Origin of the sequence: Roseobacter insulae (assembly GCF_019375555.1) — a bacterium.
GTDB classification, from domain to species: Bacteria; Pseudomonadota; Alphaproteobacteria; order Rhodobacterales; family Rhodobacteraceae; genus Roseobacter; species Roseobacter insulae.
The window spans coordinates 430,457-451,954 of sequence record NZ_JAHXDN010000004.1; the positions used below are offsets into that span (position 1 = coordinate 430,457).

General features: G+C 60.0%; 18 protein-coding genes. 6 read left to right on the forward strand and 12 right to left on the reverse strand.

Annotated features, from left to right (window positions below):
• Nucleotides 1-47: 47 nt before the first annotated feature.
• Entirely contained in the window at nt 48-746 is a 699-nt protein-coding gene (locus tag KX928_RS16370) for a COQ9 family protein (RefSeq protein WP_219504776.1), read from the reverse strand.
• A 113-nt stretch (nt 747-859) separates the two neighbouring features.
• Between KX928_RS16370 and rpsU the strand changes: the two genes are divergently transcribed.
• Together rpsU and KX928_RS16380 are read left to right on the forward strand one after the other, a co-directional pair.
• Nucleotides 860-1,066: a 30S ribosomal protein S21 gene (rpsU, locus tag KX928_RS16375; RefSeq protein WP_008207378.1), complete on the forward strand. Its 207-nt coding sequence runs from the start codon at nt 860-862 to the stop codon at nt 1,064-1,066.
• Between the two features lie 198 nt (nt 1,067-1,264).
• Nucleotides 1,265-3,241 carry a putative bifunctional diguanylate cyclase/phosphodiesterase gene (locus KX928_RS16380; protein ID WP_219504777.1) on the forward strand — a complete coding sequence of 659 codons (1,977 nt, stop codon included), beginning with the start codon at nt 1,265-1,267 and terminating at the stop codon, nt 3,239-3,241.
• A gap of 99 nt (nt 3,242-3,340) precedes the next feature.
• Here the strand turns inward: KX928_RS16380 and KX928_RS16385 are convergent, their stop codons facing one another.
• Complete coding sequence (locus tag KX928_RS16385) at nt 3,341-3,799, reverse strand: Lrp/AsnC family transcriptional regulator (protein WP_219504779.1); 459 nt, start codon at nt 3,797-3,799, stop codon at nt 3,341-3,343.
• 140 nt (nt 3,800-3,939) lie between these two features.
• Here KX928_RS16385 and ald point away from each other — a divergent pair, with 140 nt between their 5' ends.
• Nucleotides 3,940-5,058: an alanine dehydrogenase gene (gene ald, locus KX928_RS16390; protein ID WP_219504781.1), complete on the forward strand. Its 1,119-nt coding sequence runs from the start codon at nt 3,940-3,942 to the stop codon at nt 5,056-5,058.
• Here ald and KX928_RS16395 read toward each other — a convergent pair.
• Complete coding sequence (locus KX928_RS16395; protein WP_219504783.1) at nt 5,048-5,944, reverse strand: LysR family transcriptional regulator; 897 nt, start codon at nt 5,942-5,944, stop codon at nt 5,048-5,050. The two genes, ald and KX928_RS16395, sit on opposite strands and share 11 nt — an antisense overlap.
• A gap of 99 nt (nt 5,945-6,043) precedes the next feature.
• Between KX928_RS16395 and KX928_RS16400 the strand changes: the two genes are divergently transcribed.
• Nucleotides 6,044-6,325 carry a DUF1330 domain-containing protein gene (locus KX928_RS16400; protein ID WP_219504800.1) on the forward strand — a complete coding sequence of 94 codons (282 nt, stop codon included), beginning with the start codon at nt 6,044-6,046 and terminating at the stop codon, nt 6,323-6,325.
• Between the two features lie 58 nt (nt 6,326-6,383).
• Here KX928_RS16400 and mscL read toward each other — a convergent pair whose 3' ends face one another.
• Entirely contained in the window at nt 6,384-6,809 is a 426-nt protein-coding gene (mscL, locus tag KX928_RS16405) for a large conductance mechanosensitive channel protein MscL (RefSeq protein ID WP_219504802.1), read from the reverse strand.
• Between the two features lie 149 nt (nt 6,810-6,958).
• Here mscL and KX928_RS16410 point away from each other — a divergent pair, with 149 nt between their 5' ends.
• Both KX928_RS16410 and KX928_RS16415 read left to right on the forward strand, forming a co-directional pair.
• Complete coding sequence (locus tag KX928_RS16410; protein ID WP_219504805.1) at nt 6,959-7,663, forward strand: glutathione S-transferase family protein; 705 nt, start codon at nt 6,959-6,961, stop codon at nt 7,661-7,663.
• Nucleotides 7,664-7,859: 196 nt separating this feature from the next.
• A complete protein-coding gene (locus tag KX928_RS16415) occupies nt 7,860-8,318 on the forward strand; it encodes a YtoQ family protein (RefSeq protein WP_219504806.1) in 459 nt (152 codons plus the stop codon).
• A 242-nt stretch (nt 8,319-8,560) separates the two neighbouring features.
• Here the strand turns inward: KX928_RS16415 and pheT are convergent, their stop codons facing one another.
• From pheT to KX928_RS16455, 8 genes are all read right to left on the reverse strand, one after another.
• Entirely contained in the window at nt 8,561-10,960 is a 2,400-nt protein-coding gene (gene pheT / locus KX928_RS16420) for a phenylalanine--tRNA ligase subunit beta (protein WP_219504808.1), read from the reverse strand.
• Between the two features lie 75 nt (nt 10,961-11,035).
• Entirely contained in the window at nt 11,036-11,788 is a 753-nt protein-coding gene (locus KX928_RS16425) for a CE1 family esterase (RefSeq protein ID WP_257883852.1), read from the reverse strand.
• Between the two features lie 122 nt (nt 11,789-11,910).
• Complete coding sequence (gene pheS / locus KX928_RS16430) at nt 11,911-12,984, reverse strand: phenylalanine--tRNA ligase subunit alpha (RefSeq protein ID WP_219504811.1); 1,074 nt, start codon at nt 12,982-12,984, stop codon at nt 11,911-11,913.
• A 141-nt stretch (nt 12,985-13,125) separates the two neighbouring features.
• Nucleotides 13,126-17,607 (reverse strand): chemotaxis protein CheB, encoded by a 4,482-nt coding sequence (locus tag KX928_RS16435; protein WP_219504813.1) that lies wholly within the window; start codon nt 17,605-17,607, stop codon nt 13,126-13,128.
• 345 nt (nt 17,608-17,952) lie between these two features.
• The gene (locus tag KX928_RS16440; protein WP_219504815.1) at nt 17,953-18,690 is read right to left on the reverse strand and encodes an amino acid ABC transporter ATP-binding protein; all 738 of its coding nucleotides are present in this window, start codon (nt 18,688-18,690) and stop codon (nt 17,953-17,955) included.
• A complete protein-coding gene (locus tag KX928_RS16445; RefSeq protein ID WP_219504817.1) occupies nt 18,677-19,486 on the reverse strand; it encodes an amino acid ABC transporter permease in 810 nt (269 codons plus the stop codon). Before KX928_RS16445 ends, KX928_RS16440 begins: the two co-directional genes overlap by 14 nt.
• A 7-nt stretch (nt 19,487-19,493) precedes the next feature.
• Nucleotides 19,494-20,303, reverse strand: coding sequence for an ABC transporter substrate-binding protein (locus KX928_RS16450; protein WP_219504819.1), 810 nt, complete (start codon nt 20,301-20,303; stop codon nt 19,494-19,496).
• A gap of 92 nt (nt 20,304-20,395) precedes the next feature.
• Nucleotides 20,396-21,295, reverse strand: a complete 900-nt coding sequence (locus KX928_RS16455) for a lysophospholipid acyltransferase family protein (protein ID WP_219504821.1) — start codon at nt 21,293-21,295, stop codon at nt 20,396-20,398.
• Nucleotides 21,296-21,498: the final 203 nt, after the last annotated feature.

The following is a 21,498-nucleotide window of genomic DNA, read 5'->3' on the forward strand; positions in this document are numbered from 1 at the left end:
CTAGCAGCACCGTTCGGAATGGCCAACCAAAGTCACTCACCCGCGGGTCACTCGCGCGGTGCCGTCCAGCTGCCCGGCAATTCCATGTTTGGCATGCGCGTAGGTGCTTTGATATGGCTCATCAGCCAATTGGGCCCGGTCATCAGACGGCTGAGCGTTGGGCTTTGGCGCACCCGCGCCTTCAGTTTCTCGATCTGCATCACATCTTCAATGCGACGATCCAGAAACTCCCACGTGGACATATGATCGGGGCTGTCATCGCCCAGCCAGTAAAGGACAGTGGCCGAATACACCCCCCCCAGTGTTGCGCGCTTAGTGTACCAATTTACATCGTCCGACGTATCGCCGAGGGCATCCCATATCCGATCCGCCGTGCCCCAGATCAGCTTGGCGCCATCTGCCGCGTGCATCGGCAAGGCAAAGAGCGTCGTGCCGCGTCTCACCGCTTCCTTGTCCGTGACAGCTTCGAGCCGGAACCGCACGGCTGCTGCAATTTTGTCCCGGAATTTCAGATCCGCCATGTTTTCCGTCTTGAGGCGTGCGACCATCGCATCATCCCCACGGTGGTGAAAGGCGATCGCCAGATCAACGGCGCCACGCGGACAGACCGCCCGCGCCACGGCTGGCGCAATATCCGCATCGCGGATGGCCGCCTTGAACGTTGCCGGGGACCACCCGTCAAAGGCGACGTGGGTGAGCGCCGCGTCCAAAAGCAGTGATTTTGTGGTCTCATAAGGGACGGTCATGGCATTTCTCCGGGTTCAGACGGTCGATACACTGGACAAGATAGTGTGTCCTTGCTATATGCCCACTTCCTGCAATTCCTTGCAACTCAACTTAGAAAGGTGGTGAAAACCACATGCAGGTTAGTGTTCGCGACAACAACGTCGATCAGGCGCTTCGTGCCCTGAAGAAAAAGCTACAGCGTGAAGGTGTCTTCCGTGAAATGAAGCTCAAGCAGCATTTCGAGAAGCCGTCCGAGAAAAAAGCACGCGAGAAAGCTGAAGCGATCCGCCGCGCCCGTAAACTGGCGCGCAAAAAGGCCCAACGCGAAGGGATGCTCTGAGCAAACCCGGCCGCGAGGCTTTCGAAAAAGCACCCTTGTACGTGAAAACGTGCAAGGGTTTTTTGTTCCGCCCGACCGCGATGTATCCAAAATCGTTAAACTGCTGGTAAAAATGACGGTTTTTTGCGCGCTCAGACCCACCGGTTGTTAAGGCACCTGCGGCACAACAGGTTCAGTGTCGAATGACGGAGCCGGATTGTGGACAGCAAACCCTTGGTCACCAAGCGTGAAAAAGGCTTGGCCATGCGCAAATGTGCGATCTCGCTGGCCGTTCTGGCAACCTTCACCGGTCTGATCACCCTCGGTGTCCATCTGCTAGTTGATTGGGCCATTACGGAGACGATCAAGAAACACGCTGAAATGTCCGCGGTAAAATGGGCGGAGGAATTCAATGAAAATCTTCCGGCATCGGGTGATCTTCTGGCAGGCCAGTCCCTGACGGCTGGTCAACAATCCGTCATTGAATCGGCGATGAACTACGGCCACGTCTACGCCTTCATCGTGTATAATACGGATGGTCGTGCCGTTTATTCATCCGACTACGGAGTGTCTTCGTCAGTGGCCGACCAGCCGGTGAACAAGACAGCGCTTGCCGTTGTTGCCTCGAAAAACTCGAGCATTGACGTGGTTCAGAAAGTCAGCCCGACGGGCAGTCAGAGCGTGTTTGTCGACGCCCTTGTGCCCGCGAAAGACGAAACCGGCACTGTGATTGGCGCGGTACAGCTGTATCTGGACGAGTCGGAACCTGCAGCGTTTTATACCAGTTTCCTGGATTGGATCGCCCTTCTGCTGCCGATCCTATGCGCCATTATCTACATCGTGCCGGCATTTGCCTTCATCCTGAAGCGCGAACAAGCATTTGCACGCACAAAGTGGGTCCATCATCTGTCGCGTTTCGATACGCTCACCGGCGCCCTGAACCGGCACACCATGAGTACCGAGTGCAAGGAAAGGTTCGCGGACCGTGCCACCAACAGGAAAATCGGTGTGTTCTTCATGGACGTCGATAAATTCAAGACCATCAACGATACGAACGGCCACGAGTTTGGTGACGCATATCTGAAACACATCGCGTCCATCCTGATCAGCAGCGTCCGGGACATCGACCTTGTGGGTCGTATGGGCGGGGATGAGTTTGTCATTGCCTTCCCCGACGCCACGCATGAGCTTTTGGACACTGTGGGGGAACGCATTCTTCAGGAGGCGCGCAAACCCTTCGAATACAAGGGAAAGACGATCCAGGGCAGCATCAGTATCGGATCGCACCTCGCCGACCTTGACGAAGATGGCCCCGGCGCGCTCCATGCTGCGGATCTTGCGCTCTATCATGCCAAGACGCAGGGGCGGAACACGTTGCAGTGGTATTTCCGCGAGCTCGATACCGCGATGATCCGGCGATGCGCCGTGGAAGCTCGCATACGCGATGCGTTGCGGGACGACGCGTTCGAGACGCATTTTCAGCCTCTGACAGATGCCGCGAATGGATCCATTGTCGGATTTGAGGCGTTGCTGCGTCTCAACGACGCCGATGGTCACCCGATATCGCCCGCAGAATTCGTTCCGATTGCCGAAGAGACCTGCATGATCCAGGAAATTGGCATGAAGGCGCTGCGGCAGGCCATCGAGGCCGCCAAATCGTGGCCGGAGCACATCTTCCTGTCGGTCAATTTGTCTCCCGCGCAATTCGCTTCCGGGGATCTTGTAGACGACGTTCAGGCCCTTCTCGACGCGCTTGATTTTCCCGCCGGCCGGCTTGAGCTTGAGGTCACTGAAAGCCTTCTGATGGCTGATGAAGACCGCGTCTCGGCCCAGTTGCATGGGCTGAAACGCATGGGGATTGCCATCGCCATGGATGACTTCGGTACCGGCTACTCCAGCCTTGGCTACTTGTGGAAATACGACTTCGACAAGCTGAAAATCGACCGGGTGTTCCTGGAAGGGTTTGACTTCGATCCCGTACGGTATCGCGAGATCATCGAAACCATTGTTACCCTGGGCCACAAGATGGGCATGCAAGTCACCATCGAAGGTGTGGAGACCGAACTGCAGACGGACATGCTCAAGGACTTTGCCTGCGACCAGTATCAGGGGTTTCTGTTTGGCAAACCAATGCCAGCCGATCAGGCGCTGGCTGCGGTTTCTGTCAACTCACTGGGCGATACGTCGGCCGCCTAGCAGCTGACCCCCTTGCATGCGGCCTGAAACATGCACCCGGTACCATCGGGCCCGCCCGTCCAATCGGATACACCGCCGCCAGATGCGCGACCTCCGCGATCATACGGGCAGAGCAGTTGTCTTGAAAACCGTGCGAAGCGCAAAACTCGACTGCATCTGGCCCACGCCCGGCAGTCGCGCAAGATGCTGCCGGTGAATGCGGGCGAAATCCTCTGTGTTTTCTGCAACGACCTTGAGCAGGTAGTCAGCGGTGCCCGCCATCAGATGACACTCCAGCACATCGGGAATGCGGCTTACCGCTTTTTCAAAGGCCTCCAGCACCTCATCAGCCTGCCCCTGCAACGTGATTTCCACGAAAACCGTGGTCGGCACCCCCATTTTGCGGGCGTCCAGAAGCGCCACATAGTCGCGGATATAGCCGTCCTTCTCCAGACGCTGCACCCGCCTGTGACACGCGGAGGGCGACAGGTTCACCGCTTCGCTCAGCTCAGCATTGGGCATGCGCCCCTTTTGCTGCAACGATTTGAGAATCCGTCGATCTGTTGCATCCAGGTTCATTTGCGCAAGGTTCTCCCAAAATCTCTGTCTGTTGTGCAACTATATCCGAAGAACACCGCGAATGACGAGGTGAAATCGGTGCGACATTGCACGTGGATTGCCCTAGTCTCCGCGCAAACACTTTGGTGGAGGAGACACCTATGATCATCGGCTGCCCGACAGAAATCAAACCTCAGGAGTTTCGCGTGGGTGTCACCCCCAATGCGGCACAGGAAGCGGTGAACCACGGTCACGAGGTTCTGATACAAGCCGGAGCCGGTGCCGGAGCAGGCTTCGAAGACGAAGCTTATGTTGCTGCGGGCGCGCGGATCATCGAGACTGCAACGGAAATCTTCGGCACTGCCGACATGATCGTCAAGGTCAAGGAACCGCAGGCGGGTGAACGAAAGATGCTGCGCGACGGCCAGTTGCTGTTTACCTATCTTCACCTTGCGCCCGACCCTGACCAGACACATGATCTTCTGGCTTCAGGCGCCACCTGTATTGCATATGAAACCGTGACCGACGATCGCGGCGGCCTGCCACTTCTTGCGCCGATGTCGGAGGTGGCCGGACGTCTCGCCCCGCAGGTTGGTGCATGGACATTGCAGAAAGCCAACGGCGGTCGCGGTGTGCTGATGGGCGGCGTGCCCGGTGTCGGCCCCGCGCGCGTCGTGGTGATCGGGGGCGGTGTGGTTGGCACCCATGCTGCCAAGATCGCCGCTGGCATGGGCGCGGACGTGACCGTGCTCGACCGGTCGCTGACACGCCTGCGCTATCTCGACGACGTCTTTGGCGGTACATTCAAGACCAGCTATTCTTCGGCAGGCAACACCCTCGACCTTGCGCGCGAGGCCGACATGATCATCGGGGCGGTGCTGATCCCCGGTGCGGCGGCGCCCAAACTGATAAGCCGCGCACAGTTGGGCGAGCTCAAGCCCGGCGCGGCCCTCGTTGATGTCGCGATTGACCAGGGCGGCTGCTTTGAGACATCCAAAGCAACGACGCATCAGGACCCGGTGTACGAGGTAGACGGGATCATGCACTACTGTGTCGCCAATATGCCCGGTGCCGTGGCCCGCACCTCCACCATCGCGTTGGGCAATGCGACAATGCCCTTCATGTTGGCGTTGGCCGACAAGGGCTGGCGCAAGGCCTGCACCGACGACCCGCACCTGATGAATGGCCTGAATGTGCACGCTGGTCAGCTGACCTATTACGCGGTTGGCAAAGCGCTCGGGATCGATGTGATTTCACCAAGCGTTGCCGTCAAAGGCTAAGCGCCAGTGACGGATTGCGCCCCTCAAAGAGCGGGCGCAACCCGTTGATCCGAGTGGCTGCGAACTCCGTGAAAGTCGTCACCTTGCGCGTGTTGCGCAGATCGGCATGGGTCAATACCCAGATGGGCCGGTAAGGCAGCAGTGGAACCCGCGCCAGCCGTTCCATATCCGGCTCACTGTCACCCAGGAAACACGGGATTCGGGTGGCGCCCATATTGGCCCGCACCGCGGCCAGGGCTGCGTACATATCATCGACAGTCAGGGTGATTCGCCGATCGGGCCAGGCTTCTTTCAGCACTTCCGGCGGCCCCGGCCAATGCGCAAAGCGAATCCAATCCAGCGGCAGCTTTGGGTCGGCGCGCAGCCGCGCCGCCTGCTCCTTGCCCACATAGACACCGGCGGATTGTTCTGTCACGCGTCGACCCACCAGCGTGTCGCCCGGTGTGTCAGAAATCCGAAAGGCGACGTCCGCTTCATGCGCGGCGAGATTGAGTTGACGGTTCGCCGCGATCATCTTGAGCTCTATCGCCGGGTACTGCTGCTTGAAGTCGCGCAGAATGGGCGCCAAAACCCGCTCCACGATCAATTGCGGCGCAGTGATCGTCAGCGCGCCGCTTAGTTGCTGGTCTCTCGCGCTCAGGCTCCGGCTCAGATCGTGACTGACCGATTCCATGCGCTCGGCCGCGCGCGCCGCCTCGAGGCCAGCATCTGTGGGCCTGTACCCGCCGGGCGCACGGTCGAACAGCCGTGCCCCCATGGCTCTTTCGGCTGCCGCGATGCGCCGGGAAACAGTTGCATGGTTCACCTTCAATGCCCGTGCTGCGCCGCTCAGGCCAGCGTGCCGCACCGTCTCCAGCACGTACCTCAAGTCGTCCCAATCCGCCATGCCGATCATTATCGCACATCATATCTGCAAAGTTGAAGTATTTTCGCACAGCACAGCGCAATTTACTTTTCGGAACATCCACCAAGCAAAGGACAGATCATGACCGCTCATGCCGTAGCAACGTTGAAGATGAAAAACCCGGAAGCCCTTGCCGCGTATCGCGAGAAGGCGAGTGCGGCGCTGGCACGACATGGCGGTGCCGTTCTGCAGGCGTCCACGGAACTCACCAGACTTGAAGGGGATCAGCCCTTGCCCGACGGGGTTGCCATTCTGACGTTTCCGGATCGTCAGGCGGCACAGGCATGGATAGATGACCCGTCGCTGGCCGATACGCACGCGCTGCGCACGAAAGGCGCCGAGACCCTGATAGCCCTCCTGTAATACAAAAAAGCCCGCATTCTGAGGATGCGGGCTTTCCAAAGCTGCAAGCTGAAGCGGCTCAGCCCTTTTTCAGCGAATCGCGGATTTCCAGGAGAACATCCAGTTCCGACGGGCCCTTGGGCTCTTCCGGTGCGGCCTCTTGCTCTTTTTCCGCGCTCTCCTTGATCCGGTTGACCATCTTGACCAGCAGGAAGACGACAAATGCGATAATCAGAAAGTTGATGATCGCCATCACGAACTTGCCCACGGCGAATACCGGCACCCCGGCTTCAGTCGCGGCTTCGATCGAGGGGAAGCTTTCGTCACCCATCACATAGAACCAGCCGGAAAAGTCGATACCGCCCGTAAAGAGCGCGATGATCGGGTTGATCAGGTCCCCTACCAGCGATGTAACAATCGCGGTGAATGCCGCCCCGATGATGATACCAACGGCCATGTCCATGACATTGCCCTTGGCGATAAAGTCCTTGAATTCGTTGATCATTGTTGTCCCTCACACTGTCCATTTCGGGCTTTTTTCTACACCGTTTTGCCCGATGTGCGTTTGTTAACACATTGCTGCGCGCAGACGAGCCTGTTTTTACGGGGAATTCCGCCTATGTGTTTCCCCTAACCCAGCAAAGGAGATGCCTGATGGCCGACCTGTCAACCTTCAAGATCAACGACAAATGGCCTGCGAAGGATCCAAGTGTTCTGCAATTGTATTCCTTCCCGACACCGAACGGGGTGAAAGTCTCCATCGCACTGGAAGAAATGGGAATCCCCTACGAGGCGCATACGGTCACCCTCGCGGACGCCGACGTGAAGAGCCCCGAGTTTCTGTCGGTGAACCCGAACAACAAGATCCCTGCGATCATTGATCCAAACGGGCCGGACGGTGCGCCACTTGCCCTGTTTGAAAGCGGGGCGATCCTGATGTATCTGGCTGAAAAATCAGGCAAGCTCATTGGAACCACGGCAGCCGACAAGGCGCAGATCCTGCAATGGCTGATGTTTCAGATGGGCGGGCTTGGTCCGATGTTCGGACAATTGGGGTTCTTTTACAAATTTGCAGGCTCGCAGTGGGAAGACAAGCGGCCCCAGCAGCGCTACATCGACGAGGCGAAACGCCTGCTGAATGTGCTGAACGGCGCGTTGGATGGAAAAACCTGGATCGCGGGCGACTTCTCGGTCGCGGATATCGCGATCGGCCCCTGGCTGCGTGGATTGGATTTTTACGGCGCGAAAGAGGCGGTTGGCTTTGCCGATCACACAAATGTCGCGGCTTATCTGGACCGTTTCCTCGACCGTCCTGCGGTCATCAAGGGGTTGCAGATCCCCCCGCGCGAACCTGCATAAGCAATGCTGCCGGGCCGTTCAGGCCCGGCGCTGATTTCAGCTGTCATCCACTGGCCGCCCATGCACGCAAGTGACGGGCTGTGTCACTGACGGATCGCGAGGCCAATAGCAGTTGGTTGGTGAAGAAAGTGATTTGCTTGCCCGCCGTGGGAGGCTATCTGCTTCAGTCAGATGCAAAACGAAGCGAGGTATCCACGTGGCATTGAACGTATACTTATCCGGTGAAATCCACACCAACTGGCGCGAAGAGATCATTGCCGGATGCGATGCTCTTGGCCTCGACGTTGCATTTGCATCTGCGGTTACCGATCACGCGGCCTCGGATGATTGCGGCGTTGCAATCCTCGGCAGCGAGGAAAGTAAGTTCTGGCATGATCACAAAGGCGCTAAACTGAACGCGATCCGGACACGCAAGGGTCTGCAGGAGGCAGATGTCGTGGTTGTCCGCTTCGGCGAGCAGTACAAGCAATGGAACGCCGCCTTCGATGCGGGCATGGCCGCGGCATTGGGCAAGTCACTGATTGTCATGCATGGGGACGATCACCAGCATGCACTCAAGGAAGTTGATGCCGCTGCCCTGGCCGTGACGCAAACACCGCAACAGGTCGTCGAAATCCTGCGTTACGTGGAAACCGGGAAGCTTCCGGACCAGTAGCGGGCGTCACCGGCCACACGCCGGGTTGCACAGTTACCGCAGCCTGTCGAGCAGGTGCGATGACGCGGTGTGAGCCCTGCGCTTGCCCGGAGGTTGAACGAGGCGGCGCTCTTGACGACCATTTTCGGCGGACCTGTACACCAGGTGTAGCATGGCGAGAGGGTCGCACGTTGGCACAGCGCTTAAGAGCGCCCCGGCATCTTCCGAAAACGCCGGAGCGTGGGCAACACGGGCCGAACGCCTTATCCGCGCAAGACACCGCCGGTTGCTTTTGTGACCTTCTCGACGACTTTCGCGCTGACCGCCTCGATATCCTTGTCTTTCAGGGTCTCAGTCACCGGTTGCATCCGCACTGTCAGGGCAAGCGATTTCTTCCCCTCGCCAAGGCTGCCGCCAATGAATTCATCAAAGACGTGCACGTCTTCGATCAGCGCTTTATCGGCACCCATTGCCGCGTTCACAAGTGTCAGCGCATCAACGTCGGCGTCCACGACAAAAGCAAAGTCGCGTTCAACGGCTTGCAGGTCACTGATATGCAGCGCACCGCGGCTGGCACCGGTTTTGCGCGGCATGGGCACTTCGGCTGGCCACAGGGTAAACGCCATGGCCGGGCCTTTCACGTCCATAGCCGCCAGAACCCGCGGGTGTACCTCGCCGAAGATACCGAGCACTTTCTTTGGGCCAAGACAGATCATGCCATGACGCCCGGGATGCCACCACTCCGCCGCACCGCGCAATATCTGCACCTTGGCAGGGGCACCGATCGCGGCCAGAACGGCCTCGGCATCCGCCTTCACATCGTAGACATCGACGGCGCGTGACGCACCGTGCACGTCCTTCGGGCCGGTGCGTCCGACCAGCAGGCCGCTGACCAGCAGGTGCTGCTCACCGGGTTCCCCGCCATGGAAGGCCGGACCCACTTCGAAAAGCGCGATGTCCAGAAAACCCCGCGCCTGATTGCGCGCCGCCGCTTGTAGCAATCCCGGCAAGAGAGCGGGCCGCATATGGCTCATGTCACTGCTGATCGGATTCTCAAGCCGGGTTGTGTCATCCCCGCCGCCGAACAGCTGAGCCGAGGCCTGGTCAATGAAACTATAGCTGACGCATTCGTTGTAACCCAAAGCAGCGCAGGTCCGACGGGCGAGCGCCTCACGGCGTTGCAAGGGCGACAGGATTGGCTTGGGCACGCCGTCGGTCAGCCGCGGCAACGGTTTGCCCTTGAGCTTCGTCAGCGAGGCGATGCGCGCCACTTCCTCTACCAGATCCGCTTCGCCCTGAACGTCCGGCCGCCAGCTTGGTACTCGCGCCATGTTGCCCTCAAGGATGAAGCCGAGCGAGGTCAGCGTCTGGCGCTGTTCGCTTTCGGGAATATCCATGCCCACGAGCGAGCGTACCCGCGCCGCATCCAGCTTATAGGCGCGGTCGGTATCCGGGATCTTGCCCGCCACGATCACCTCCGACGCTTCGCCCCCCGCGTGGTCAAGGATCATGCGGGTCGCATGTTCGATGCCGTAGGGTGTCCATGCCGGGTCAATGCCCCGCTCGAAGCGGTAGCGCGCGTCCGAGTTGATCTTGAGCGCGCGGCCGGTATAGGCGGTGCGGATCGGGTCGAAATACGCCGCCTCGAGGAATACATTCGTGGTCTGCGCCGTGCAGCCCGACCCGAGCCCGCCCATCACACCACCGATGCTTTCCACACCCTCTGCGTCCGAAATCAGGGTCATGCCCTCCTCGAAGGTATATTCCTTTTCGTCCAGACCCATCAGGGTTTCACCGCCCGAGGCGCGGTGTACGCGCAGGCTGTCTCCGGCAATCTTGTCGGCGTCGAAAACATGCAGCGGGCGGTTACGGTCGTAGGTGAAGAAGTTGGTCACATCCACCAGAAAGGAGATCGGGCGCAAGCCGATGGCCCGCAGACGGTCCTGCAACCATGCCGGAGACGGCCCGTTCGTCACGCCGCGGATCACCCGGCCATAAAACACCGGGCACTGGTCCAGCGTGTCGCCCTCGATGGTGACGGTGACCGGGCAGGGAAAGGCGCCTTCCACCGCGTCCACATCGCGTTTCTTCAGCTTGCCAAGGCCGCGCGCCGCCAGATCACGGGCAATGCCCCGCACCCCCAGCGCATCGGGCCGGTTCGGCGTGATCGCGATTTCGATCACCGGATCGACCTTTGCGGGGTCGTTCTGCGCCAGCCAGTCGACAAAGGATTGCCCGACCTCACCAGAGGGCAGTTCGATGATCCCGTCATGTTCTTCGCTGAGTTCCATCTCGCGCTCCGACGCCATCATGCCCAAGCTTTCGATGCCACGGATCTTGCCCACCCCGATTGTCGTATCGATGCCCGGCACGTAGACACCCGGCTTTGCCACCACCACGGTGATGCCCTCGCGCGCGTTAGGTGCGCCACAGATGATCTGTTTCACCCCCTCGTCTGTCTCCACCTGGCACACGCGCAAACGGTCGGCATCGGGGTGTTTCTCGGCGGATTTCACATAGCCGATGGTAAAATCGCGCAGTTTCGCACCCCGATCCTCCACGCCTTCGACCTCGAGCCCAAGGTCGGTCAGCGAATAGAGGATCTCGTCCAGAGTTGCGGTCGTGTCCAGATGGTCTTTCAACCAGGAGAGCGTGAATTTCATGGGATATCACCGGCGTCAATTCTATGTCGCGCCCTGATAGCCCAAAGCGATCAGAGGGGGAAGCCACCTCTGCGCTCAGGGGTAAGAGTTCGGCAGGTCCAAGAGTTCATCAAGCTGGCGCGCGATCCAGCCATGCGGGATGAAATGCCCGCCGGGATGGATATCGAGGCTGACGCGCCCGCTGTCGCAGCTGTCCCAGACGACGCGCTGAAATGTCAGAAAGTCGCGCGCATTCCACGGCCCCTGCGCCACACCCGCGTCACAGCCGAATTTCTTGCGCCAGAGGTACACGGGGTAGTCGTCTTCACCATTTGGGCCATAAGGATAGCCCAGCACCTGATCGTTCAGCCCGTAGACTTGCCGCACCTCGCGTGGTGCCGTTGCGCAGTCCTCGGTCTGGCGCAGGGTGCCGGAGATCGCCAGCAGCGCCGCGATATCGGCCCCGTCCTCGCAGACGAAGCGCCAGGCCATGTTACTGCCCCAGGAATAACCAGAAACGAAAACCTGATCGTCGCTGACCGGGTAGTGCTTCTTGACGTCCTCCAGAACGGCGCGGGCGAAATCCACATCCTGCGTACCCGCCTGCCAGAAATCCCAGCTGCGCCCCAACCCGTTTGGCGCCACCAGCAAGACACCCCGGCGGCGCGTCGCGCCAGAAATCCGCTGGTGCTGTACGATCAGGGTGCCCTGCCGCTGCCAGCCGTGAAAATGCAGCATGACGGGCAGCGGCGAGGTTCCGTCCCACCCATCCGGCGGCCTGACGTGATAACTGCGATCCCCCAGAACGCAGGGGGTCTGGCCAATGCAATCTTGCTTCCAGGGACCCATCGCCTGGGCAGCGTGAGAGAAAAGGAGCAGGCAAGCGGTTAGAAACAGGCGACAAATCATGACCGCACTTTACGCACGCCGCGCCTGCTGTCACATCACATCCGCGTAAGCGCCGGGCGCTGTCAGCGGCTGAGCCCGCCATGCAGCGTCGGCTGATCCAAAGCGGCGAACCCGTAATGGCGCAGCCAGCGCAGATCGGAATCAAAGAAGGCCCGCAGGTCAGGCACGCCGTATTTCAGCATCGCGATCCGGTCGATCCCCATGCCGAAGGCAAAACCCTGCCAGGCCTCGGGGTCGATCCCCCCGGCCTTCAGCACGTTGGGATGCACCATGCCGGAGCCGAGAATTTCCAGCCAGTCGTCGCCTTCACCCACCTTGAGCGTGCCGCCTTCCCAGGAACAGCGGATATCGACCTCGGCTGAGGGTTCGGTGAAGGGGAAATGCGAGGCGCGGAAGCGCAGGTCGACGCCATCCACCTCGAAATAGGCTTTGACGAATTCCTCCAGCACCCATTTCAGGTGCGCCATGGAGATATCCTTGTCGATCGCCAGCCCCTCGACCTGATGGAACATCGGCGTGTGGGTCTGGTCGTAATCAGCGCGGTAGACGCCGCCGGGGCAGATGATGCGCAGCGGCGCGCCCATCGTTTCCATCGACCGGATCTGGACCGGGCTGGTGTGCGTGCGCAACACATGCGGCGGACGGTTATCTCCCTCCGCCCGGTGCATGTAGAAGGTGTCCATCTCCGCCCGCGCCGGATGGTGGCCGGGAATGTTCAGCGCATCGAAGTTGTACCAGTCGGTGTCGATCCGCGGCCCTTCCGCCACGGAGAAGCCCATCTCCGCGAAAATGGCCGTGACCTCTTCGCTGACCTGCGACACCGGGTGGATGGTGCCTTGCGACCGGCTGCGGGCAGGCAATGTCACATCCAGCCATTCGTCGCGCAACCGCGCATCCAGCGCGGCATCGGCCAGCCCCGCCTTTTTCGCGGACAGCGCCGAGTTGATCTCGTCTTTCAGAGCATTCAGCGCCGGGCCTGCGACTTGCCGCTCTTCCGGTGTCATCTTGCCGAGTTCGCGCATTTTCAGCGCCACTTCGCCCTTTTTGCCAACCGCTGCCACGCGGATGGTTTCCAGGGCCGCTTCATCCGCCGCATTCGCGATCTGACCCAGATACTTTTGCTTGAGATCGTCCATCTCTGCCTCGCATAATCGTCTTGCGCCGGTGCTAGCAGAAAGCCCGCCGATTGCAAGCAAGAGCCGGCCAGCCGGTCATGCTCCTCTGCGTTATGACGCCCGGTCTGACTGACGCCGCTGCATGATCAACCCCGGCTGCCATCAGTCCAGAAGACTGCGCAGCGCCTTGGACAAATTCATCAGACTGTAGGGTTTTCGCAGTATCATGTGTTTCTGGTCGCTGCCGTTACCATTTCCGGTTTCAACGCCTTTCGCATAGCCTGTGGCCAGAAGTATCTTGAGGCCCGGATTGACGGAAAGGGCCTGATCGGCCACGTCGAAACCGGTCATGCCGCCGGGCATGACGATGTCAGACAGCACCAGGTCGATCTTGTCATTCTCCTTCAACGTCCTGATCGCCTCCGGCCCGTCGGAAGCTGTAAGCACCTTATAGCCCAACTGGTCGAGACGGGTCGCCGTCAGCCGGCGCACCATGGGCTCATCTTCGACAACAAGGATCGTTTCCTCCTTTGCAGCAAGGAGCTCTTCCTGCCGGGCATTCTGTGCGCCGTCCGGGCTTTGCCGCACAGATGGCAGGAACAAATTGACCGTCGTGCCACGCCCGACCTCGCTGTATATCGCTACGTGGCCACCGGACTGCTTGGCAAAACCATAGATCATGCTCAGACCCAGACCCGACCCGCGGCCCGGCTCCTTTGTCGAAAAGAAGGGCTCGAAAACCTTGTCGAGAACCTCTGCGTCCATGCCGTTTCCAGTGTCTGTCACGGACAGGGCAACATAAGGGCCGGACGTCACATCGATCTGCGTTGCGGCGTAATCCTCATCCAGAAAGATATTGCGGGTTTCGAGTGACAGTGTGCCGCCGTCGGGCATCGCATCGCGGGCATTGATCGCCATGTTCAGGATCGCGCTTTCCACCTGCCCGGGGTCCGCCAGCGTCTGGTCCAGATCCTTACTCAGCCGTGTTTGGATGGCGATGTTCTCGCTCAACGTCAGCTTCAGAAGCGGGCGCATGGTGTCGACCAGCGTGTTCAGGGCGACGGACTCGGGGGCAAGCGACTGGCTTTTGGCGAAGCTGAGAAGCTTGCCGGTCAGGGACGCACCCAGGCTCGACGCCTCAAGCGCCTCGTTCAGCAACTGCTTGTGGTCCTCATCCTTGATCCGCATGTCCAGCAGTTCGAGATTGCCAATCACCACGGTCAGAAGATTGTTGAAATCGTGGGCCAGACCACCGGTCAACTGGCCGACCGCTTCCATCTTTTGCGCCCGCTGCAGCTGGTCGCGGTGTTTCTTGTCGTCCGTCAGGTCATGCAGGATGCCGAGAAAATGCCGCTCCCCCTCAAGACGCAGCTCTGACACCAGCAACCGGATCGGCACGATGGTCCCGTCTTTGCGCAGCGCATTCATTTCCCTGCCCTTGCCAATAATCCGTTTCTCGCCGGTCTTGAGGTAGCGGGTCATATAGCTGTCATGGTTGCTGCGGTCCGGTTCGGGCATCAGCACATTGACGTTCTGACCAATGATTTCCGCGGCAGGGTAGCCAAAGATCGTTTCGGCGGCGGGACTGAAACTGCCGATAGTCCCTTGTTCATCAATGGTTATGATCGCTTCGGGGGCGGCCTCCAGAATGGCTCTCAGGCGCGCTTCGCGGTCGACCACCTCCTGCGCGGCCTTCGTGACGTCGCTGATGTCTTCAATCGCCAGCAGGATCAGGTTGTCGCCATCCGTATCCCCTTCGACCTTGCGCGCATTCAGCACCATGTGTCGCGGTCCGGCCTCCTCATGATCGGCGGTGACTTCAAAGGCCTCGACGGTCGTCTGGTCCGGCAGAATACGTTCAAGCAACTGGCGCAGATCGGGAATGTTCCAGCGCCCGTCCTGCACTCTGAACAGGTTTTCACCGACAACCCCCGCATCAGATGTTCCAAAGATCCGGTGAAATGATTTGCTTACCGAGACGACGCGCAGGCCGGAATCGAGAACCAGCAAGGGTTCACGCACCGTATTGACCACACGTTCCGCAAACCGCCGTGCCATCTGAATTGCATGCTGCAGGGTCTTGAGATCGGAGACGTCGGAGAAGGTGATCACGACACCGTCGATCTTGCCGTCCTGGGTTCGGTAAGGCAGGATCCGCCGCAGGAACCAGCTACCGGCTTCGCCCTGCACTTCTGTCTCTCCGGGCTTGAGCGTATCCAGCACGGATCGTGCATCGCTCAGCAGGTCCGGGTCGTCTACCTTGCCGGTGATGTCGCCAAAGTGTCGCCCCACATCGTTGCTGATGACATTGAACAGCTCGCGCGTTGCGGGTGTGAAGCGCATGATCTTGAGCTCGCGGTCCAGAAACAGCGTCGCCACACCTGAACTGGACAGCAGGTTGTTCAGGTCATCCGCCATCCGGCGTTCGTCGTCGACTTTTTGCTGCAATTGGGTATTCAACGTCGTCAGCTCTTCGTTCAGCGACTGAAGTTCCTCTTTCGAGGTTTCGAGCTCCTCGTTTGTCGACTGGAATTCCTCGTTCATCGACATGGCTTCTTCGTTGGCCGCCTTCAGTTCTTCGGTCGAGCGTTCGAAATCCCGGATCGTGTTCTGAAGATCGAGGCGCGTGGCTTCCAGTTCCTGTTCGATCTGCTTGCGGGCCGATGCCGAAGTGTTGGTTTCCTCCTTGGCTGTCTCCGGTGTCACTGGCGTCTGGTCGGCAAAGGTCACCAAAAGCAGGTTCGCGTCATCCTCGGGGGCCGGGTGAGCCGTGATCGTCACCGGCGTGCGCCGTCCGTCGCGCGTCACATTGCCCGCCGCTGTGGTGTCCTTGCCGGTCTGCTGCGCTGTTCGGATGGTCGCGGCCAGCTTGGCCCGCAGACCCTGACGCGCCATGGCCAGCACGCTTTGGCTGGCTTCTCCCGGCGGGACCTTAAGAAACTGATCCGCCGGTCCCTCTACGTAGAGCACTTCGAACTTTGCGTTTATCAGAACGGCGGCCGGCGCATATCGCTGAACCAGCATCCGCTGGCTCAGATCGGCCAACCGGGTCGTCTCTGCCACGGTGCCCGTCCGGGGGCGCGCCGTCCCGGCCCCCGCCGACCTCTGGGCAGCAATTGGAAAGTCGATGGGGCGGTGACGGCCCTTGCCCAGCCTGCTGTAAACATGGTGACGCCGCGACAGCGGCTGGAACAGCGCGTCATGGCCACCCACCGTTTCCGATGAGCCGAGAAGCAGGAACCCGCCATCGTTCAGCGCGAAGTGGAACATTGAAATGACCCGGTCCTGCGCGTCGGGCGTCAGGTAAATCAGCAGGTTCCGGCACGAGATCAGATCGAGCCGGGAGAAGGGCGCATCCGCGAGAATATTCTGGTTCGCGAAAACCACGCAGTCGCGCAGCTCGGACGTGACACGGTAGCTGTGATCTTCCTTGACAAAGAACCGGTCCAGCCGCGCCGCCGTAACATCGGCCTCGATCGTTTCGGAGTAGACACCGGCGCGCGCGACCGACAATGAACGCTCGTCCACATCCGAGGCGAAGACCTGCAGTTTCACGTTTTTGCGCAGGGCTGAAATGTGCTCGACCGTTGCCATTGCCAGCGAATAGGCTTCTTCCCCGGTTGCACAGGCAGGCACCCAGATGCGCAGGGGCTGGCTTGCATCGTGGGCACGCACAAGGTCATAAAGGACGGTCTTAGCGAGGTATTTGAACGCCTCCGGATCCCTGAAAAACCGGGTCACGTTGATCAGCAGATCATTGCAGAGCTTCTCGGCCTCTTCGGGCGAATCCTTCAGGAGGGCAAGGTAATCGACGGCATTGACCATGTGGCGCAAGACCATCCGCCGTTCGATCCGGCGCAACAAAGTGCCTTCCTTGTAGAGTGTAAAATCGATCGGGGAATGCGCTTTCAGGACACTGATGATGTCAGGCAGCGATCCGCCTGCCCGATCCCCAAGGGTGTCGGCGGCCGGGTCTTGCTGGACGTAGGGGTGCCGGCGGTAATTCAGCAGAAAGCTCGGCATCTCAGCCACCGGCAGAATATGGTCAACCGCATCCGCGGCAATCGCGCCGCGTGGCATTCCGTCTTGCATCGCGTCTTTTGGATCCTGCATGAGAACAATGCCGCCCTTTTCCTTGATCTCGGCCAGCGCAGCCGCGCCGTCGCTTCCGGTGCCGGACAAAATGATCGCCACGGCACTTTGCCCATGGCTTTGCGCCAGCGTCCTCAGAAAATGACTGATGGGCAGGCGCAGACCCCGCGGCGCCATCGGCTCTGACAGGCGCAGGGTGCCATCGTCGATGCCGAGAAACCGATTTGGCGGGATGATATAGACGTGATTTGGCGCGACCTGCGCACCATCAACGGCCAGCGCCACGGGCATGTCGGTGTGTTTCGCCAGCAGCTCCGCCATCAGGCTTTCGTGGTCGGGGTCCACGTGATGGATCAGGACGAACGCCATGCCGCTGTCACCTGGCATGGCGGCAAAGAAGTCGGAATATGCCTCTAGGCCACCCGCCGACGCCCCCAGTCCGACAATAGGGAAGGGCTGGGACCCAACAGCCCCGGCAGCGGAATTATCCGTAACCGTTTTCCGCGAAGCTTTAGTGCGGGCCGGGCCTGACCCCTTTTGCTTTTTTGCCATCAGTATTCCCCCCGGGCGCGGTTCGAAGTGAGCAGGCAGATCCCAGAAAGGAACCGGAACGTCGATCGGATCATAGCGGGTCCAAAAAAAGCGTTTCCGTCTCGATTGGTAAAGAGTGCCACCCACGGAACTCAGGAAAGTCAGCTACGAGGCCAATGCAGGCGACACCCGGTGCACAGGATGCAATGCGGCCGGATGACATCGATTGACATCCATCAACCCCGGTACCCGAGCTTTGCCGAAGGCAGGAAGCGGCGTTCCGGGGGCTGATCCGGCGTCACGTAAACGCCACAAGCCGCCGGTGAGCGCCCTGCCGCGGGCCTTGGGCCAACCTCGTTCGCAGGTCTAGCGCAGCACTGTCCGCAGAAAAGCCTGCGTTCGCGCCACCTTGGGGTCAGAGAAAATCTGCCCGGGAGGACCTTCTTCGACGATCACACCGCCGTCCATGAAACACACGCGGTCCGCAAGCTCCCGGGCGAAGCCCATTTCATGCGTTGCCAGCAACATGGTCATCCCCTCCGCACGCAGCTGGCGCAAGACGTTGAGAACTTCACCCACCAGTTCCGGGTCCAGTGCGGCGGTAATTTCATCAAACAGCATGATCTCTGGCCGCATCGCAAGCGCCCGGATCACCGCGACGCGCTGTTGCTGTCCGCCCGACAGCTGGTCGGGGTACTTTCGCATATGCTGCGCAAGGCCAAACCTGTCAAACAGCGCTTCCGCCCTGGCATTCAGTGCATCACCGTCCTCCTGCAGCACACGGCGCGGTGCCAACACCACGTTTTCGAGCGCCGACATGTGCGGAAAAAGATTGTAGGACTGGAAAACAATCCCGATGCGGCGGCGCACCGGGCCAAGGTCCAGTCCGGGTTCCGAAATATCCTGACCGTCCAGCCACACGGACCCGTCATCAATCGGTTCAAGCTGGTTGATACAGCGCAGCAACGTGGATTTACCTGATCCGGATGCGCCGATCAAACAAATCATTTCACCGGTTGCCACGTCCATATCGATCCCGCGCAGCACGTGATTGCCGCCAAAGGACTTGTGAACAGAGCGCAGGGAAAGCTTAGCTTCTGGCATCGCGATCCCGGTTCAGAAGATGATCGGCATAACGGGTGGCGGGCACCGTCACGATCAGGAAAATCACCGCTGCAACGACATAGGGGGTGAAGTTTGCCAGCAGGCTCTTGTAGATGCCCGCTTGACGCAGAATTTCCACGGGGCCGATGAAACTGAGCAAGGCCACATCCTTTTGCAAGGCCACCAGCATGTTCATGTTTGCCGGAACCACCCGGCGCACCGCCTGCGGCAGGATCACATAACGCATGGTGTCACGCTCGCTGAGCCCCAGGCAGATGGCGGCATTGCGCTGGCTGGCGTGGATGCTTTCAATACCGGACCGCAGAACCTCGGCGATGTAGGCGGAATAGGTCAGCACCAATGCAACCGTCCCCCAGATGTAGGGAGAGTTCCACGGGCGCGGCAAGCCCAGCCCGGGCACGCCAAAGCCGATCAGATAGATCGTCAGAACAACCGGGACGCCACGAAAGACATCAACATAGACCGCACCGAATATCCGCAAGGGAAAGAGCGCCGGCGCGCGCGCGCCCCGGGCCAGCGCAATCGCCAGCCCGAGGGTGAGGATCAGCGGAACAGACCATGCGAAGATCATCACGTCGATCAGAAACGCTCTGAGCAGCGTCGGAAAAGTTTGCGCGAAGACGCCGCCGTCAAAGAAACTCGCCCTCACCTGTGGCCAGCCCGGTGTCAACGGGACCAGAAGGATGATCGCCGCCAGAACCGCCGCCGTGCTGATGCCCGCAACGGTCAGCGACCGCCGTCGCTGGGCCGTCTCATATGCCTGCCTGCGGTTCACGGCGCGCTTATTTGATCAGCGGCACGCCCGTGGCTTCCTGCAACCATTTCGCTTCGATCCCGGCCAGCACGCCGTTTTCCTTGAGCGTGGCAAGGGCGGCATCGACACATGTCTTCAACGGGTTGCCTTCTGTCATCAACATGCCGAAATGATCGGGGTCAGCGGTAGCATCCGGCGCAAACTGTCCCAGGACCTGCCCGCCCTCCAGGACGACAGCAGACAGGTAAAGCGCGGTCGGCAGGTCAAAAAGCGCGGCATCCACTTGCCCGGCCTTCATCGCTTCGACGACGTTCGCATTGTCGTCATAGACCAGCGGGCTGGAGGAGGGCACAATCGTGTTCATCACCACCGGCAGGGCGGTGGTGGATGCCACGACACCCCATTTCATCTCTTTCATCGCGTCGAGCGTGGGCGCCAATCCATCGCCAGCCCTCACCAACACCGCCATCGGCGCCGTGTAGTATGGTTCAGAGAAATCGACGACCTTGTCGCGGTCGGCGGTGATGGAAAACTGCTGCATGTTGATGTCGAAGTCTTTCGCCCCGGGCTGAATTGCCTGGTCAAAGGAGGTGCGCGTCCAGACGACATCCTCCTTTGCAAAACCCATGGCGTCTGCCAGCGCATAGGCGACAGCCGCCTCATACCCCTGCCCGCTTTCAGGCGCGTCATCTATCACCCACGGGTAATAGGCCGGGTTGCCTGTGGCGATGGTCAGTTTGCCATCGACCAGTGTCTTGCCGTCCGAACAGCTTTGGGCCAACGCAGCCCCGCTCATCAGAGCAGTGCTCAACACGGCGGTTGTCAGGTACTTCCACATGGTGATCTCTCCCCGAAATCTTGGTTTGCTGGGTATGGTTATCCCCGCAGACAGGCGGGTGTGCAAGCCTTCTGAGCGATCGGGAAAAGGCGTTATTGCGCCTTCCAGCGCCGATGCACCCACAGCCATTGGCTCATATTCGCGCGCACCTGCGCTTCGAGGCTGTCGTTGAGAGCCTGCGTCATCTCTTCCGGCGTGGTGTGCGGGATAGGGGGTTCGACGATCATCTCGAAGCTCATGCCGTCGGGCTGGCGTATCGCGTAGCAGGGCACCAGCAAGGCGTCGTATCGCAAGGCCAACTCGGCAGCCGACAACGCCGTATAGGCGGTGTGGCCGAAGAATTTCAACGGTGCCCCTGCCGACATATGCTGGTCAATCAGCAGGGCGATCGCATTCCCCGCCTTGAGGAACTTGACCATCTCCCCCATCCCGCGACGTCCCCGCAGAAACAGCGGTGTGCCGACCTGCGAAATCCGCGACACGTAGAAATCGTTGAAGCCCTTGTAATTCATGCTGCGGTAAAGTCCGCCAACCTTGTGCCCGCGCTGGATCAGTTTGGATCGGGCGATATCGTAATTGCCGATATGGCCCGACACCAGAATAAGCGGCCGACCCGCGTCTCGCGCCGCATCCACCGCCGCGATACCCTTGCCCGTGATGGGCGTATTGCGCGCCGTCTCAACAAGGTTCTTGGGGGAAAACAACTCGCACAGCGTGCGGCCGATCTGATCCGGTACATCGCGCGCCATCTGCTCTACTTGATCTTCCGGCATGTCCGGGAAAATGAAATGCATGTTGTCGCGGATACGGCCACGATAGCCGATAAGAGGGGCGACGAGACGCGAAATCACCCACCCGCCCACCGGCACGCGAACCCTGTAGGGCAAGAGCGTCAGCGACCGTATGATCCCGATGATGACCGCACTGACGATCCGATCTCGCAGATCGACCTCTTCATCACTGTTCTCGATTGGGGTAACGGGCTTTGCCATTGAAACTTCGCGTTTGTTACGGTGCCGCGGTTGTAGCATTTAACAGCGTATGCTCAAGGGCACAGTCGGCGCAGTTGCCGGGGCCAAAACGATATGCCTGACAACCAGCCGGCATCGGGATCCTGTTGCAGGAGTTCGACGACCAATATCGGCGCCAAGACCAGCACCACAGGTTCCGCCGATACCGCCCGAAACATGGCGTT

Coding starts and splice junctions, on each gene's coding strand:
- KX928_RS16370 (WP_219504776.1), bottom strand. CDS start 746: ATGACCGTCCCTTATGAGACCACAAAATCACTGCTTTTGGACGCGGCG.
- rpsU (WP_008207378.1), top strand. CDS start 860: ATGCAGGTTAGTGTTCGCGACAACAACGTCGATCAGGCGCTTCGTGCC.
- KX928_RS16385 (WP_219504779.1), bottom strand. CDS start 3,799: ATGAACCTGGATGCAACAGATCGACGGATTCTCAAATCGTTGCAGCAA.
- ald (WP_219504781.1), top strand. CDS start 3,940: ATGATCATCGGCTGCCCGACAGAAATCAAACCTCAGGAGTTTCGCGTG.
- KX928_RS16395 (WP_219504783.1), bottom strand. CDS start 5,944: ATGGCGGATTGGGACGACTTGAGGTACGTGCTGGAGACGGTGCGGCAC.
- KX928_RS16400 (WP_219504800.1), top strand. CDS start 6,044: ATGACCGCTCATGCCGTAGCAACGTTGAAGATGAAAAACCCGGAAGCC.
- mscL (WP_219504802.1), bottom strand. CDS start 6,809: ATGATCAACGAATTCAAGGACTTTATCGCCAAGGGCAATGTCATGGAC.
- KX928_RS16410 (WP_219504805.1), top strand. CDS start 6,959: ATGGCCGACCTGTCAACCTTCAAGATCAACGACAAATGGCCTGCGAAG.
- pheT (WP_219504808.1), bottom strand. CDS start 10,960: ATGAAATTCACGCTCTCCTGGTTGAAAGACCATCTGGACACGACCGCA.
- KX928_RS16425 (WP_257883852.1), bottom strand. CDS start 11,788: ATGGGTCCCTGGAAGCAAGATTGCATTGGCCAGACCCCCTGCGTTCTG.
- pheS (WP_219504811.1), bottom strand. CDS start 12,984: ATGGACGATCTCAAGCAAAAGTATCTGGGTCAGATCGCGAATGCGGCG.
- KX928_RS16435 (WP_219504813.1), bottom strand. CDS start 17,607: ATGGCAAAAAAGCAAAAGGGGTCAGGCCCGGCCCGCACTAAAGCTTCG.
- KX928_RS16440 (WP_219504815.1), bottom strand. CDS start 18,690: ATGCCAGAAGCTAAGCTTTCCCTGCGCTCTGTTCACAAGTCCTTTGGC.
- KX928_RS16450 (WP_219504819.1), bottom strand. CDS start 20,303: ATGTGGAAGTACCTGACAACCGCCGTGTTGAGCACTGCTCTGATGAGC.
- KX928_RS16455 (WP_219504821.1), bottom strand. CDS start 21,295: ATGGCAAAGCCCGTTACCCCAATCGAGAACAGTGATGAAGAGGTCGAT.